Source organism: Pseudoflavonifractor sp. 60 (assembly GCF_009911645.1).
GTDB lineage: Bacteria > Bacillota > Clostridia > Oscillospirales > Oscillospiraceae > Lawsonibacter.
In genome coordinates this window covers 27625-41898 of record NZ_QWKI01000001.1, presented here as the reverse complement: position 1 = coordinate 41898, position 14274 = coordinate 27625, and the positions used below count along the sequence as shown (strand labels likewise).

Here is a 14274-nt window from a genome sequence, read left to right as displayed (position 1 = left end):
GAGGCTTTCCGTGAAAAAGGGCTATCTTTATATTGCTGTGACGGTGGTGATGTTCACCTCCTATGAGGTGGTGCTGAAATTTATCGCCGGCCAGATCAATTCTGTCCAGCTGACCCTGTGCCGCTTTGCTGTGGGTTTCCTGTTCCTGCTGCCAGTGGCAATGAACACACTGAAGAAGCGAGGAAAGCAGCTGGACGCCAAAAGCGTAGCATATTTTGCACTGCTGGGCTTTATTGGCATAGCTCTGAGTATGCCCATCCTCCAAATGGCGGTGAGCTACACCGACTCCGGTGTGACGGCAGTGCTGTTCAGCTGCAATCCGGTGTTCGTTACATTTTTGGCCTTTTTCCTCCTGAGAGAGCCGATTAAACCCCGGAATATTGCAGCCCTCCTGCTGGAAGTGGCCGGCACTGTGGTCATCATCAGCCCCTGGAATACCCGGCTGAATATGACCGGTGTGCTGCTGGCGCTGCTGTCTACACTGCTGTTTTCTCTGTACGGAGTTATGGGTAAGCGAAAATGTGCCGAATTTGGCGGGGCGGTGGTCAGCTGCTTCAGTTTCCTCTTCGGCAGCTTGATTGTGCTGGCCTTTATCCTGATTTCTCACATTCCGGCGGTGGCTCGGATGTTCCAGCAGGCGGGCCTGGAGAACTTTGCCAACATCCCCATCATGGCGGGCTATACCCTGCAAAATCTTCCCTATGTCCTCTTTGTGTCGGTGGGTGTGGCTGGTATCGGTTTCTGCTGCTACTTTATGGCGATGGAGCGTCAGCCGGCCAGCGTGGTTTCTCTGGTCTACTTTTTCAAACCGGCTCTGTCCCCGGTGCTGGCCTGGTGGCTCCACGGGGAGAAGATTGTCCCCAATATGCTGGCGGGGGTTGTGCTGATTGTCGCCGGTTCTCTGTGTTCCATCATTCCTGGGATATTGGAGGCCAAAAGAGTAAATATTTGAGGATTCCTCTTGACTTAAAGTATAGTTTATATGGTATAGTTTTAATAATTTTACATAGGGGGAAAATGTTTATGCAGGTATCAAAGGTTTATTTCACTGATTTTCATACCCAGGCCTATGGTGACAGTCTGCCCACTAAGCTGAAGAAGCTGATCCGCAAGGCAGGCATTGCGGACCTGGATCTGGAGGGCAAATTTGTGGCCATCAAGATGCACTTCGGCGAGCTGGGCAACATCAGCTATCTCCGGCCCAACTACGCCCGGGCGGTGGTGGACGTGGTCAAGGAACTGGGGGGCAAGCCCTTCCTCACCGACTGCAACACCATGTACCCCGGCTTTCGGAAAAACGCCCTGGAGCACCTGGAGTGCGCCTGGCAGAACGGTTTTACCCCGCTGACGGTGGGCTGTCCCATCCTCATCGGCGACGGTCTGAAGGGGACCGACGATGTGGACGTGCCTGTGGCAGGGGGCGAATATGTCAAAGAGGCCAAGATTGGCCGGGCCATCATGGACGCAGACGTGTTCATCAGCCTGACCCACTTCAAGGGCCACGAGATGACCGGCTTCGGCGGGGCAATTAAAAACATCGGTATGGGCTGCGGGTCTCGGGCAGGGAAGAAGGAGCAGCACGCCAGCGGCAAGCCCAAGATCAGAGTCAGTGCCTGCCGGGGCTGTACCCGCTGTCAAAAGGAGTGCGCCAACAGCGGTCTGGTCTTTGACGAGGCTTCCAAGAAAATGACGGTGGATGAACAGCACTGCGTGGGCTGCGGCCGCTGTCTGGGGGCCTGCAACTTTGACGCCATCTATTTCCAGAACGATAATGCCCAGGCGGCCCTCAACTGCCGCATGGCGGAGTACACCAAGGCGGTGGTGGACGGGCGGCCCCAGTTCCACATCTCACTGATTGTGGATGTGTCCCCCAACTGCGACTGCCACGCCGAGAACGACGTGCCTATCCTGCCCAATCTGGGGATGTTCGTCTCCACCGACCCGCTGGCTCTGGACCAGGCCTGTGTGGACGCCTGTATGGCCGCTGAACCCATGCCGGGCAGTCAGCTGGCTCAGCACCTGGCCGACCCCAGCTTCCATGACCACCACGACCACTTCACCAACTCAACCCCGGAGTCGGAGTGGCGCAGCTGCTTGGCTCACGCCGAGAAAATCGGACTGGGCTCCCGGAAATATGAGCTGATTCAGATGTGAGGGGTGTGGTTTCCAATGGAGACCGCTTTGGAAGAGCAGGTAAAGCAGGCGCTTGCCCGATGCGGCTGGGATGGCTCTAAGCGTCAGGAGGGCATCGAAGCCCTGGAGCAGCTTGGCCTTTTTGGTGTCTATCTCTTTCCCGCCGCCCGTATCTTTGTGGAGCAATTCGGTGGCATACAGATGAAGGGCGGTTTTTTTCGGCCCAGATCTGATGTGAAAAAAGAGCTGATCTTAATCGGATGGCGAACACCCAGTCGCGAAATAAGCGGGTGTGAACTCTGGGAGCTTCCCGTGGTAGAAGTAATCCAGCTCCAGCGGGATGAATTGTTGATAGAAATTGGTGTGGTGGAACACGGAGACCGTTATTGGAGCTCTGAATTCATCTACTGGAGTGAAAACGGGAAGGTCTATGGGGAGACAGAAGGCCAGTTTGAGGAAATTGCCCCAAACTTGTTCGATTTTTTTGCACAGTTTTTCGGCTTAAAAGAGGAATATCAACCCTTTTTGGATTGGGACCCGGACAAAAACTATGAGGATTACAACTTGAGCGACAAAATCGAAGCAAAGATGGATCAGGGCACCTATACTCTTACGCTCAGAAGCGCTTTGCCAAAAACGGCGGCATACCAGACCCCATCCAGTCTCAGGATTCCTTTACACAGTGGATGCTCTCCATGGCATAACAGAAAAAGCAACCCCTCCAGCACCTGGCTGAAGGGGTTGCTTTTTTATAGATTTACTTATTTTTGTTTTGATTTTCGTCTGAATAGATAGTTTTCAATAATAAATCTACCATAAATACTGAAACGCAGAACAGCACCATCTGTCCCACCACAAACCACATCCAAAGGTTTTCCAGAACTTCCTGGAATAGCACGATCAAGATCACACTGACCACGCCGCTGACGATCCCGATGCGGGTCCACAGCTTGGCGCAGTTTCGATGGGCCATATCCCAGGCGTCCGGATTGCTCTGGGTCAATTCTGTGCTGTAGGCCAGACCTTTGGACCGGTAGGGGGGAGGGGAGACTCTCCACAGGATTCCCACCGCCAGCATCGCCGCCGGGGCCAGCATCACAACTAAGAAATAAAGTGTATTCATTTCATTACCGCCTTCCTAATAAAGCATGATTGGCCATACATTAGGTGTCTTTTTCTGCTTTTTGTTTCCGCTGTTTTGCCCTTCCCAGCGGATTGGCCTTGGCGGCGGCGCGCATTGAGTCGTTGTCCACATGAGTGTAAATTTGTGTAGTGTTCAGGTGGTCATGGCCCAGTACCTCCTGAAGGGTGCGCACATCCACGCCATTTTGCAGCATCAGGGTAGCGGCGGTGTGGCGCAGCTTGTGGGAGGAGTACTGGGTGCTGTCCAGCCCGGCGGCGGCCAGGTGTTTCTTCACCAGCTTGTGGACCGCCGCTGTGGAGATACGCCGCCGGTTTTGCAGGGTCACAAACAGAGCATTTTGGTCCACCAGGGCCAGGGTATCCCGTTCCATCATCCAGTCTTCCAGCGCATTTTGACAGGCCTCGTTGAGGTATAAAATGCGCTCCTTGTTGCCCTTGCCCAAAACTCTCAGCTGGTCGCCTCGAACATCCGTTTTATTCAGCCCCACCAGCTCGGAAATACGCAGGCCGCAGTTGAGAAACAGCGTGAGGATACAGTAGTCACGAATGGAATTTTTTCCGTCCACATTATTTAACAGGTCCAGGCTCTCATCCAGGTTGAGGTATTTAGGGAGAGTCTTTTTCAACCGGGGTGAGTCCAGGTCCTGGACCGGGTTGACCTCCAGCAGCTTCGCCTTGTTGGTAAGGTATTTGTAGAAGGAACGAATGGTGGCCACTTTGCGGGCACGGGATGTATTATTCAGGCCGCGGTCCCGAGACAGATAGTTCATATAGGAATAGATATCGGTCAGAGAGACGCTGCGAACCAGGGCCAGGTCCGCGTCGTCAATGGAGATCTCGTCCACCGGAATATCTCTGGAGACCAAATTCTTATCGTGCTTGAGAAAACGGAAAAAATTCCGCAAATCCAAATAATATTCATCCACCGTTCGCCGGGAGTGTCCCTGGATAGTCTCGTGGTAGACCAGGAAATCCCGCAGAATAGGCGGCGCGTCAGTACGGTAGTCCACAGAATCAAGATCACACCTCAAAATGGCGTTTCAGCCTCCACTCCAGTCAACAAAATTTTTATTTTGTTTACCTGGAAATGTGGCCCCTCTGAGGTCTGATCCGTCCCCCCTTTCTTCATTCATGGGTTCAAAAGTCTGTTCCAAAATCAACGCCCCCTGCGGTTGGGCCGTAACTCTGGTATGCCGCCTCAGAACAATCGATTTTCTGAGTTCAGGTAGCTGTTGATTTCCTCTCGGGATTTGAAAATAATGACGGTTTTTCCGGCTGGACAATGTTCCAGCAGCTGGTAAATCTGCGGCAGTTTATTTTGGGGAAAATCCACAATCCACTGTCGAAATTCCGGAGCAAATTCGTCTTCGACCCAGGGCATATCCGCTCTCTTTTGGCCAATGCGGCTCTCTGCGCCGGACAGGCAGACCTCCAATGGAAGGTCCAGCAGAAAAACGGTATCGCAGGCCTCCAAACGCATGGCAAGGGTCCGCTGGAAGTTTCCGTCCATGATCCACCGGTCCTCTTTGAGGAGCTCCTTCAGTTGGGCGTCAAATTCTTCTCTTGTTACAGTTGTACGGTCCGGTTTATGCCAGAAGAGATCCAAATGGTACAGCGGGAGACCGGTCTTCTCCCGTAGCTTCCGGGCAAAGGTGCTCTTCCCCGCCCCGGGACTGCCGATCACAATGACTCTCTCCAACTTTGCCCCTCCAGACTAGACAGGGAGAGGCAATTGTCACCTCTCCCTGGCCGGTTTTCCTTACATATGGGCCCGGTGATACACCTTTTTGCCCTTCTTTACCATCAGCCCTTCGCCGGACAGGTCGGCGGCGGAGTAGCTCACCGTGGCGGCGGCCACCTTCTCGCCGTTGACCTCCACCCCGCCCTGTTCCACCAGGCGGCGGGCCTCCTTCTTGGAGGGGGCCAACTTGCACTTCACCATCAGGTCCAGTACGCCGATGGTGCCGTCGGTGAGGTCATCGTCAGTGAGCTGAGTGGCAGGCACGTTGGACATATCGCCGCCCCCCACAAACAGGGCCTTGGCTGCCTCCTGAGCCTTGACGGCCTCCTCCTCGCCGTGGACCAGCTTAGTCAGCTCGAAGGCCAAAATCTCCTTGGCGGTGTTCAGCTGACTACCCTCCCAGCAATCCATCTCATCAATCTGGTCCAGCGGCAGGAAGGTGAGCATCCGCAGGCACTTGAGCACGTCGCCGTCTCCTACGTTGCGCCAGTACTGGTAGAACTCATAGGGGGACGTCTTGTTGGGGTCCAGCCAGACAGCCCCCTTGGCAGTCTTGCCCATTTTCTTCCCCTCGGAGTTGAGCAGCAGAGTGATGGTCATGGCGTGGGCGTCCTTGCCCAGCTTGCGGCGGATGAGCTCGGTGCCGCCCAGCATATTGGACCACTGGTCGTCGCCGCCGAACTGCATATTGCAGCCGTAGTGCTGGAAGAGGTAGTAGAAGTCGTAGGACTGCATAATCATATAATTGAACTCCAGGAAGCTGAGCCCCTTCTCCATGCGCTGCTTGTAGCACTCTGCCCGGAGCATATTGTTCACCGAGAAGCAGGCGCCTACCTCCCGCAGGACCTCCACATAGTTCAGCTTCAGCAGCCAGTCGGCGTTGTTGATCATCATCGCCTTGCCCTCGCCGAACTCGATAAACCGCTCCATCTGCTTTTTAAAGCAGTCGCAGTTGTGCTGAATGGTCTCCGGGGTCATCATGGAGCGCATATCGGTGCGACCGGAGGGGTCGCCAATCATGCCAGTGCCGCCGCCAATCAAGGCGATGGGCCGGTTGCCCGCCATCTGCAGCCGCTTCATCAGACATAGCGCCATAAAGTGGCCCACATGGAGGGAGTCGGCGGTGGGGTCAAAACCGATATAAAACACCGCCTTCCCTTCGTTCACCATTTTGGAAATTTCTTCTTCGTTGGTCACCTGGGCGATAAGCCCGCGGGCTTTCAGTTCTTCATAACAGGTCATGGTAATATCTCCTTTTTATTTACTTCCATTGTTCCAAATTGCTGCCAGTTTCATAGCTGAGGGGCGAGGTGTGAGGATAGTCCTCCTCCGATTTTCTGTGCTTCAAGGCCCAAGCTCTTGACGGAACATAGAGGAGCGATTCAAATTCTATGTTCCACATCTCCTTTGCCCTCCCCTGCCTTGCCTTTTCATAGTAATCCGGCCCGTTGATCAGAGCCACACAGCGGGAGTATAAAAAGGAATCATCGCTCATACTGGGCTCCGCCTTTTCGCACTGGTCCGCCAGCTTTTTGCTGTCCAGTTCATATAACAGCTCAGACATCAAATCGTGGAACAGAAAAATTATGCTGTCCTCCTGTTGGGCCAGATATCGCATGACCGGTCTCAGCACCTTGTTATCGTCGCCCTTGTGAGACCAGTCGCACAACTCCATGGTTTGCCAGAAAAATTCAAAGCGCTTCATCGGATTTCTCCTGCCTCAAAGGGATTTGTTTGCCGGGCCAGAATCACATTATACAGCACCACACTGCCAACCACCACCATAGCACCCACCAGAGCGACAGGGCCAATCATCTCGTGGTAGAACACCGCTACCAGGATGGGATTGAGCACCGGTTCAATGCCGGATACCAGGCTGGCGGTGACAGGGGGCGTGGTTTTCAGACCCTCTACCATTAGAATGTAGGCCAGGCCCACCTGAAACACGCCCAGTACCAGCAGCGAGATTAGTGTGGTTACAGAAAAGCTGGTCTCGTAGCCCAAAAAAGGCAGGCCCACCACGGCGCTGATCACGTCTCCCCAGAAGACCGAGGAGATGGGGTCGCAGTCCGGCATATCGTTCATCAAAAATACCCCTGCGTAGGAGACGCCGGACAGCAGGGCCAGGATATTGCCCAGCATTCCCCCTGCCGACAGGCTGTCCACAAAAAACAGCAGCACGCCCCCCAGCACCAGTCCGCAGGCCAGCAGATCCAGCTTTTGGGGCTTTTTCCCAAACAGGAGGACGGAGAACAGAATCACAAAGATGGGGGCAGTAAACTGGAGCACAATGGTGTTTGCGGCGGTGGTCAGCTTATTGGCAATGGAGAATAAAATGTTGGTGCCGCAGACGGACAGCGCCCCCACCAGTATCCACAGATTCATCCGGGGCTTGTGGTGGGTTGTTTTTAAATACGCGCCAATCACCACCAGGGCGATGGCGGTGCGGGCTCCATTGATGGCCATGCCACCCCAGGGAATCAGCTTGATACAGAGGCCCCCAATGCTGTACAGTACAGCGGCCAGGAACACACACAGCGTTCCCCGTTGACGCGCTGACAAAACAATCACTCCCTTACAAAAAGCCCTCTGCCCGAAAACCGGACAGAGGGCGTATTTACGCGGTACCACCTCTGATTCGCCTGCCTCTTCCGAGGCAGACCTCATGAAGCGTTCAGCTCCGGCGCGGTAACGGGCGCGGCCCGGCCTGTCCCCTACTGTGCCCCAGACTGAGACGGTTCGGGCGGCTGCTCCAAGGGGTATTCACGCGGTGCTCCTCTCCCCCGTTTCACCGGCCCGGGGGCTCTCTGGGCAGGTAATCGCCGCATTACTTGACCTTTTCTTCGCAGTGTTACACACTTTACCATACTTTATGCCGCTTGTCAACTGAAATTCTATCTAAATCCTTCCAGCATAAAGAGCTTTTTCAGGATACGCTGCTTATTTTTGCAGTATTTTTCCCAGACAATGGCGGGTCGGCAGACCAGTCTCGGATAACTTATGATTGTGTACGATGTATGACGTAACGATAATGCGGCATATCTACACCCCGGTAATGCTTTGTCCAAATATCCGTCATTGTCATACCGTTTCTTATCGCTACATTTTGAGATGCGATATTTGTATCCCTGATGATTGAGCAGACTTCTTCTGCTTTCAACCCTTCAAAAGCATATTTTTTACACGCCTTTGCAGCTTCTGTCGCATATCCTTTGTGCCAATACGACCGCTCGAAAAGATACCCTATCTCAAGCACTTCTGTTTCTTTCCACGGCTGCATCGTTAGCCCACACTGCCCTATCATGTGCTCAGTTTCTTTCAATATCACTGCCCACAAGCCGAAATTCCACTTTTGGTAACGGGAGATCTGTCTATCGAGCCATTCTTGTACTTCACTGTCGCTGAAGCTGCCCTCATAGGCATACATCGTATCTCCATCCTGCAAGATTTTACACAAAGAATGAAAATCTGCCTGTTCCAGCTCTCTCAGATATAATCTTTCTGTTTCAAGTATCATGTTCCTACTTCCAATATTCTGGGTTTCTAAAGCGCCTCAGTCCAATATAGCTGCCGCATTCTGCCCGCTCCCGGTCTGTATAGGCTTTTCAGTTAAGCGTTCTTCCTATATATCAATTCCGCAAACTGACCATACTGCTTTACTTCATCCAGGTGAAAGCGTTTGACCGCCTCCTGCTGCGTAAACAGCAGGATTCCCTTCCCCAGCAGCACCGGGGCGACCTGAATAATCATGTGGTCCACCAGATCTGCGTCCAGCAGCGGGGCCAGAACCGTGTTTCCGCCGACAATCCAGATATTCTTCCCCCTCCCCAGCCCTTTCACAAACTCCATTACATCGCCCTGCACAGGGACAAAGCCCTTCTGAGGCAGGCTGGCAGCGTGAGTAAAGACGAAGTTCTCTGTGGTAGGATAGACGCTGGCAGCATCCTCCATCTGGGCAATCTCTTCAAAGGTCCGCCTGCCCATGATGGTCACGTCCATCTTCTGGTAGAACGCTTCATACCCGGTCTCTTCCGCACTGCCAGTCTGATGGAGCCAGTCCAAGCCATGGTTTTTGTCGGCCAGATAGCCGTCCAAGGTGATACAGCCGTAGAAAAATACGCTCATGCCGCCTCCTCAGATGCGCGCCACACCGGATTTTCGGGCGGCCTCTGCCACCGCTTTCGCCACAGCGGGACCCACGCGGGGGTCGAAGGCTTGGGGAATGATGTAATCCTCCCGCAGTTCTTCGTCAGCAATCAACTCGGCCAGGGCCTGGGCGGCAGCCAGCTTCATCTCCTCGTTGATATCGCTGGCCCGAACATCCAGCGCCCCTCGAAATATACCGGGGAAGGCAAGCACATTGTTGATCTGGTTGGGGAAGTCGCTGCGACCGGTGGAAACAACCCTGGCTCCCCCCGCCTTGGCGTCGTCGGGGAAAATCTCAGGAGTGGGGTTGGCACAGGCGAACACAATGGCGTCCTTGTTCATGGTCTTCACCATCTCAGAGGTGACAGTGCCAGGCGCGGACACACCGATAAATACATCGGCCCCCACCAGGGCGTTGGCCAGAGACCCGGCCCGCTTCTCCAGATTGGTGACCTGGGCCATCTCCTCCTTGATCCAGTTCAGGCCCTCCCGTCCGGCGTAGATGGCTCCCTTTCGGTCGCACATGGTGACATTTTTAAATCCGGCGGTCAGCAGCAGCCTGACAATAGAAACTGCGGCGGCGCCCGCTCCCGAGGTGACCACCTTGACCTCCTCCTTCTTCTTGCCCACCACCTTCAGGGCGTTGGTCAGGCCGGCCAGGGTGATAATGGCGGTGCCGTGCTGGTCGTCGTGGAAAATGGGGATATCACACTTCTCCTTCAGCTTCCGCTCAAGCTCAAAGCACCGGGGGGCGGCAATGTCCTCCAGATTAATTCCGCCGAAAGAGCCGGAGATATTGTACACAGTCTGCACAAACTCGTCTACGTCGTGGGTCTTGACGCACAGAGGGAAGGCGTCAACCCCGCCAAAGCTCTTGAACAGCACACACTTCCCCTCCATCACGGGCATTCCCGCCTCGGGGCCGATATCCCCCAGTCCCAGCACTGCGGAACCGTCGGTGATGACGGCCACCAGATTGTGACGCCGGGTGAACTCGTAGCTCTTGGTGATATCCTCCTGGATAGCCAGACAGGGCTGGGCCACACCGGGGGTATAGGCCAGAGACAGGGATTCCTTATCGTTAGCGGGCACCGTGGCCACCACTTCTATTTTACCCTTCCACTCCCCGTGGAGACGAAGACTCTCTTTTGCATAATCCATAGATACTCTCCCCTTGATTCAAATGATTTAAAAATCAACATAAGATTCTCTTATCTTATTATACTAAAAGCTGGCAAAAACGCAATGGGTATTTTGCATAGTATCCGCTCTTTGTGCGAAGTCTTTCATTTTTTAGTTGACGGGCAGGGGTGTTTCTGGTAAAATGGCGCTTAACTACTCGTTTCAGTGTGTGTAAATTTGTATTTAGGAGGAAATTATGGAACAACATCACAGAGGACAATGGGGCAGCAATTTAGGCTTTTTGCTGGCCACAGTAGGCGCGGCGGTGGGACTGGGCAACATCTGGTCCTTCCCCTACCGCATGGGCGCCAATGGCGGATTCCCCTTCCTAATCATCTACCTGGTATTGGCCATCCTGGTAGGCTTTACCATTATGCTGTGTGAGCTGGCAATCGGACGCAAGGGCGGCGGCAGTGTGCTGGACAGCTACCACAAAATCGCCGGTAAGGCAGGCGGCTTTGTAGGCTTTTTGGCGCTGCTCTCTCCCTTTCTGATTCTCAGCTTTTATACGGTGCTGGGCGCCTACTGCATCCAGTATGTGGGCCTGAATTTCGCCGAGCTGCTGGGGATCTTCAGTCTGTCCAGCATTTCCGGTGCGGAATCCTTCGGCACTATGCTCACCAACCAGCCCCTGGCCATTGGCACCACCTTCCTGTTCATCGCCCTGTGCTTCCTCATCATCCGGGGCGGCATTAAGGACGGCATTGAGAAATTCAACAGGGTTGGTATGCCCGCCCTGTTTATCATGCTGGTCATCGTTATTATCCGCTCCCTCACTCTTCCCGGAGCTATGGAGGGGCTGAAGTTCATGTTTGCCCCCAATTTTGAACCCATTAAGACCAACTTTATCGGCGTTCTCTCCGCCGCCGGCGGCCAGATGTTCTTCTCTCTCTCTCTGGCCATGGGTATTACCGTTACCTACGGCTCTTATCTGAGCAAAAAGGAAAGTTTGGTCAAAAACTCCCTGGTTATCATTGTGTCTGATACCCTGGTAGCTGTGATGGCCGGTATGGCCGTGCTGCCCGCCGCCTTCGCTCTTGGCGGTGAGAATGCCCAGCTGTCCGGACCCAAGCTGCTGTTTATAACCCTTCAGGACGTGTTCAACGCAATGGGTCCCTTTGGGCCCATCTTTGGCATCCTGTTCTTCCTGTTTGTGGTGCTGGCGGCCATTACCTCTGCCATTGCCCTGACCGAGGTGCTGGTCACCTTCGTGATCGATTTGCGCACCGCCAAGGGCAAGGCGCCGAAGCGGAATACGGTGGTTGCCGTGGTCTGTCTGGTGCTTTTCATTGAGGCCGCCGTAGTAGCTGCCGACGGTCTGGGCTCCAATGGTCTGTGGATTCCGCTCCACGAGACCGGACGGAACCTGGGCGGCTCCTGGCTGGATTTCATGGACTTCATCTCTGAGGGCGTAGCAATGCCGCTGGGTGCGCTGGTCATGTCCCTTCTGATTGGCTGGGTCATCGGTCCCAAGACCATCCGGAATGAGGTGGAGCTGGGAGAACACAAGATGAGCGACGGTCTGTATACCTTTTTCAATATCTGCATCCGCTTTATCGCCCCCTTCGCAATGGCCTTCATCCTCTATGGTCAGGTGAGCGAGTTTATGCGTATCCCGTAAATTACAGCAAAATTGACCGGCGTCCTCTGGGATACCGGTCAATTTTTTATGTCTTCCGCTCTCGCGCCAGCTCAATGGCCTCCTTGCCGGTTATATGGTCAATGGTCATCTCCAGGACACACAGTGGTTTCCACTCCCGTTGGATCTCCTGCCCCCTTGCCTCCTGTGTGCTGTCCGGGACGTATTTCAGGGCTAGCTTTTCAATGGCTGAGCGCTTCTCTGCTTCTTCCTCCAGAATGCGCATCCGGCCAAAAGCTATGACGCTGCGAAAGTAGGTGGTGAACTCCTCTGGAATGATTCGGTCCTGGTCAATGACGCAGAAGGAGGCCTTTTCCTCCCGGCGGATGGCGTCCAGCTTGTGACCGCTTTTGGCGCAGTGGAAAAAGATCTTTTCTCCGTCATACACATAGCTGATGGGGACGGCATAGGGGTAGCCCTGGTCGCCCGCCAGTGCCAGCACCCCGGAGGTCCCCCGTTCCAGCACAGCTGCCGTCTCCTCAGAGGACAGCAGCTGTTTATTTCTTCTCATTTCTCGAAACATTTCTGGGGCCTCCATCAAATTTTCTTGTGATAGGCTTCCGCCTGCTCCAGCAACTGAGCGGCGCTCTGCTTGAGTACGTCGGTGACAGCTACGCCGCCAATGAGCCGGGCCAGCTCCTCTACCCTGCCCTCCTGTTCCAGACGGACCACGTTGGTGAAGGTGCGCCCCTTCTTCTCCCCCTTCTCCACCGAGAAGTGGGTATCCGCCATGGCGGCGATCTGGGGCAGATGGGTCACGCACAGCACCTGCTTGCGCCGGGCCACGTCGGCCATCTTTTCGGCCACCTTCTGGGCCGCCCGTCCCGACACGCCGGTATCCACCTCATCAAAGACCAGGCTGCCGATTCCGTCGTCCTCCGCCAGCACGTTTTTCAGTGCCAGCATAATTCGGGCAAGCTCACCGCCGGAGGCCACCTTTTGGATGGGCTTCAGTGCCTCGCCCAGGTTGGCGGACATGAGGAACTGCACCTGGTCCATACCGGTGTCGTCCATGCCGTCCTGACCGGGGCTGGGGGCAAAATCGGTGACGAACTGCACCTTGGGCATATCCAGCTGGCGCAGCTCCTCCTGAACCCGTTTTTGGAGATCCTCCGCCGCCTTTTTCCGCGCCTTAGTCAGCGCCGCCCCCTGCTTGGCCGCCGCCTTCTTCGCCTGCTCCAGATCCTTCTCCAGCCGCTGAATGGTGTCGTCCGCATCTTGGATCTGTTCAAGCTCCGCCCTGCACCGCTCCAGATAGTCCAGCATATCGGCCACAGTGGGGCCATATTTCTTTTTCAGCCGGTAGATAATATCCAGCCGGTTCTCCAGCCGGTCCAGCTCTTCCGGTGAGAAGTCGAAGTCGTCGGCAAAGTCTCGCAGAACCTCCGCCGCATCGTCGGCGGCACAGCGCAGGGCACTGAGCTTTTCCGACAGCTCCTCCAGCTGGGGACCCAGCTTGGCCACAGAGCGCACTGCCCCCTCTGCCTCGCTGATTAAATCACAGGCACCCCGGCTGTCCTCTCCGCCGGACAGGGCAAATTGGGCCTCCTGAACGGCCTCCATCAGCTTTCCAGCCCCCCGGAGGAGCGCCTTCCGGGCGTCCAGTTCCTCGTCCTCACCGAGTTTCAGCTCCGCCCGCTCTAATTCCTTGATTTGATATTCCAGCGTGTCAACCCGCCGGGAGCGCTCCACCTCGTCCATCTCCAGCTGGCTGATCTGCCTGCGCAGCTGAGCCAGTGAGCGGTAGGCCTCCTGATAGTGTTCCACCAGGGGCCCGGTTTTTCCGAAGCTGTCCAAATAGCCCAGATGGCACTCCGGGTCCAGCAGTTGCTGGCCGTCGTGCTGGCCGTGGATGTTCAAAAGCTGCCGCCCCAGCTCACGCAGCTGGGCAACCGTCAGCGGCCGGCCATTGACCCGACAGGCGTTCCGGCCATCCCCCTGAATCTCACGCTGGAGCATCAGCTCCTCTCCGTCTGACGGAAAGCCGTTGTCCTCCAGCCACTTTTTGGGGAAAGACCCAGTGAATACTGCGTTGACCAGCGCCGATTTGGCTCCGGTGCGGATCAGCTCGCGGCTGGTCCGCTCCCCCAGCACTGCGCTGATGGAGTCAATGACAATGGATTTGCCCGCGCCCGTCTCGCCGGTGAGTACATTAAAGCCCGCGTCAAAGCTAATGTCCGCCGACTCAATAATGGCGATATTCTCGATGTGAAGCAGTGAAAGCATGGTCTTTTCCTCTCTTTCTATCCCGTTCGTCTTTATCAAAAGAAAAGAACCCTAACCGTTTATC

15 protein-coding genes and 1 other annotated feature are annotated in these 14274 nt (G+C 55.1%); of the genes, 4 read left to right on the top strand and 11 right to left on the bottom strand.

Translation table 11 applies throughout. The features are described from left to right. Positions 1 to 10: 10 nt before the first annotated feature. The 3 genes from D1646_RS23860 (at position 11) to D1646_RS00225 (ending at position 2928) form a co-directional block, all read left to right on the top strand. Positions 11 to 952: a DMT family transporter gene (locus tag D1646_RS23860; protein WP_347565097.1), complete on the top strand. Its 942-nt coding sequence runs from the start codon at positions 11 to 13 to the stop codon at positions 950 to 952. 71 nt (positions 953 to 1023) lie between these two features. Beyond that, the gene (locus D1646_RS00230) at positions 1024 to 2154 is read left to right on the top strand and encodes a DUF362 domain-containing protein (RefSeq protein WP_160634486.1); all 1131 of its coding nucleotides are present in this window, start codon (positions 1024 to 1026) and stop codon (positions 2152 to 2154) included. 27 nt (positions 2155 to 2181) lie between these two features. Further along, a complete protein-coding gene (locus D1646_RS00225) occupies positions 2182 to 2928 on the top strand; it encodes an SUKH-3 domain-containing protein (RefSeq protein WP_160634485.1) in 747 nt (248 codons plus the stop codon). On the opposite strand, the gene D1646_RS00220 is transcribed toward D1646_RS00225, so the two are convergent. The 9 genes from D1646_RS00220 to D1646_RS00180 form a co-directional block, all read right to left on the bottom strand. Then, entirely contained in the window at positions 2891 to 3256 is a 366-nt protein-coding gene (locus D1646_RS00220) for an SdpI family protein (RefSeq protein WP_160634484.1), read from the bottom strand. The genes D1646_RS00225 and D1646_RS00220 overlap by 38 nt on opposite strands. Before the next feature lie 40 nt (positions 3257 to 3296). Next, positions 3297 to 4307, bottom strand: coding sequence for a tyrosine recombinase XerC (locus D1646_RS00215; RefSeq protein ID WP_201754493.1), 1011 nt, complete (start codon positions 4305 to 4307; stop codon positions 3297 to 3299). A 167-nt stretch (positions 4308 to 4474) separates the two neighbouring features. Then, positions 4475 to 4975: an adenylate kinase gene (locus D1646_RS00210; RefSeq protein WP_160634483.1), complete on the bottom strand. Its 501-nt coding sequence runs from the start codon at positions 4973 to 4975 to the stop codon at positions 4475 to 4477. 60 nt (positions 4976 to 5035) lie between these two features. Further along, positions 5036 to 6259, bottom strand: a complete 1224-nt coding sequence (tyrS, locus tag D1646_RS00205) for a tyrosine--tRNA ligase (protein WP_160634482.1) — start codon at positions 6257 to 6259, stop codon at positions 5036 to 5038. Positions 6260 to 6278: 19 nt separating this feature from the next. After that, entirely contained in the window at positions 6279 to 6722 is a 444-nt protein-coding gene (locus D1646_RS00200) for a DUF4240 domain-containing protein (RefSeq protein ID WP_160634481.1), read from the bottom strand. Continuing rightward, a complete protein-coding gene (locus D1646_RS00195) occupies positions 6719 to 7579 on the bottom strand; it encodes an EamA family transporter (protein ID WP_160634480.1) in 861 nt (286 codons plus the stop codon). Before D1646_RS00195 ends, D1646_RS00200 begins: the two co-directional genes overlap by 4 nt. A 42-nt stretch (positions 7580 to 7621) precedes the next feature. Next, positions 7622 to 7870, bottom strand: a binding site (T-box leader). A 145-nt stretch (positions 7871 to 8015) separates the two neighbouring features. After that, on the bottom strand, positions 8016 to 8534 hold the full coding sequence (locus D1646_RS00190; protein ID WP_160634479.1) for a GNAT family N-acetyltransferase: 519 nt from the start codon (positions 8532 to 8534) through the stop codon (positions 8016 to 8018). A gap of 92 nt (positions 8535 to 8626) precedes the next feature. Next, complete coding sequence (locus tag D1646_RS00185) at positions 8627 to 9142, bottom strand: dihydrofolate reductase family protein (RefSeq protein ID WP_160634478.1); 516 nt, start codon at positions 9140 to 9142, stop codon at positions 8627 to 8629. 9 nt (positions 9143 to 9151) lie between these two features. Continuing rightward, entirely contained in the window at positions 9152 to 10324 is a 1173-nt protein-coding gene (locus D1646_RS00180) for a malic enzyme-like NAD(P)-binding protein (protein WP_160634477.1), read from the bottom strand. A 217-nt stretch (positions 10325 to 10541) separates the two neighbouring features. Here D1646_RS00180 and D1646_RS00175 point away from each other — a divergent pair, with 217 nt between their 5' ends. Then, a complete protein-coding gene (locus tag D1646_RS00175) occupies positions 10542 to 11966 on the top strand; it encodes a sodium-dependent transporter (protein WP_201754492.1) in 1425 nt (474 codons plus the stop codon). Positions 11967 to 12012: 46 nt separating this feature from the next. Here the strand turns inward: D1646_RS00175 and D1646_RS00170 are convergent, their stop codons facing one another. Together D1646_RS00170 and recN are read right to left on the bottom strand one after the other, a co-directional pair. After that, the gene (locus D1646_RS00170; RefSeq protein ID WP_160634476.1) at positions 12013 to 12507 is read right to left on the bottom strand and encodes a pyridoxamine 5'-phosphate oxidase family protein; all 495 of its coding nucleotides are present in this window, start codon (positions 12505 to 12507) and stop codon (positions 12013 to 12015) included. A 14-nt stretch (positions 12508 to 12521) separates the two neighbouring features. Then, complete coding sequence (gene recN / locus D1646_RS00165) at positions 12522 to 14210, bottom strand: DNA repair protein RecN (protein WP_160634475.1); 1689 nt, start codon at positions 14208 to 14210, stop codon at positions 12522 to 12524. Between the last annotated feature and the right edge of the window lie 64 nt (positions 14211 to 14274).

What these genes read in the sequence shown, in the direction of transcription:
- D1646_RS00185 (WP_160634478.1), bottom strand. Translation starts at nt 9,142, where the DNA reads ATGAGCGTATTTTTCTACGGCTGTATCACCTTGGACGGCTATCTGGCC.
- D1646_RS00170 (WP_160634476.1), bottom strand. Translation starts at nt 12,507, where the DNA reads ATGTTTCGAGAAATGAGAAGAAATAAACAGCTGCTGTCCTCTGAGGAG.
- recN (WP_160634475.1), bottom strand. Translation starts at nt 14,210, where the DNA reads ATGCTTTCACTGCTTCACATCGAGAATATCGCCATTATTGAGTCGGCG.
- D1646_RS00190 (WP_160634479.1), bottom strand. Translation starts at nt 8,534, where the DNA reads ATGATACTTGAAACAGAAAGATTATATCTGAGAGAGCTGGAACAGGCA.
- D1646_RS00220 (WP_160634484.1), bottom strand. Translation starts at nt 3,256, where the DNA reads ATGAATACACTTTATTTCTTAGTTGTGATGCTGGCCCCGGCGGCGATG.
- D1646_RS00200 (WP_160634481.1), bottom strand. Translation starts at nt 6,722, where the DNA reads ATGAAGCGCTTTGAATTTTTCTGGCAAACCATGGAGTTGTGCGACTGG.
- tyrS (WP_160634482.1), bottom strand. Translation starts at nt 6,259, where the DNA reads ATGACCTGTTATGAAGAACTGAAAGCCCGCGGGCTTATCGCCCAGGTG.
- D1646_RS00180 (WP_160634477.1), bottom strand. Translation starts at nt 10,324, where the DNA reads ATGGATTATGCAAAAGAGAGTCTTCGTCTCCACGGGGAGTGGAAGGGT.
- D1646_RS00175 (WP_201754492.1), top strand. Translation starts at nt 10,542, where the DNA reads ATGGAACAACATCACAGAGGACAATGGGGCAGCAATTTAGGCTTTTTG.
- D1646_RS00230 (WP_160634486.1), top strand. Translation starts at nt 1,024, where the DNA reads ATGCAGGTATCAAAGGTTTATTTCACTGATTTTCATACCCAGGCCTAT.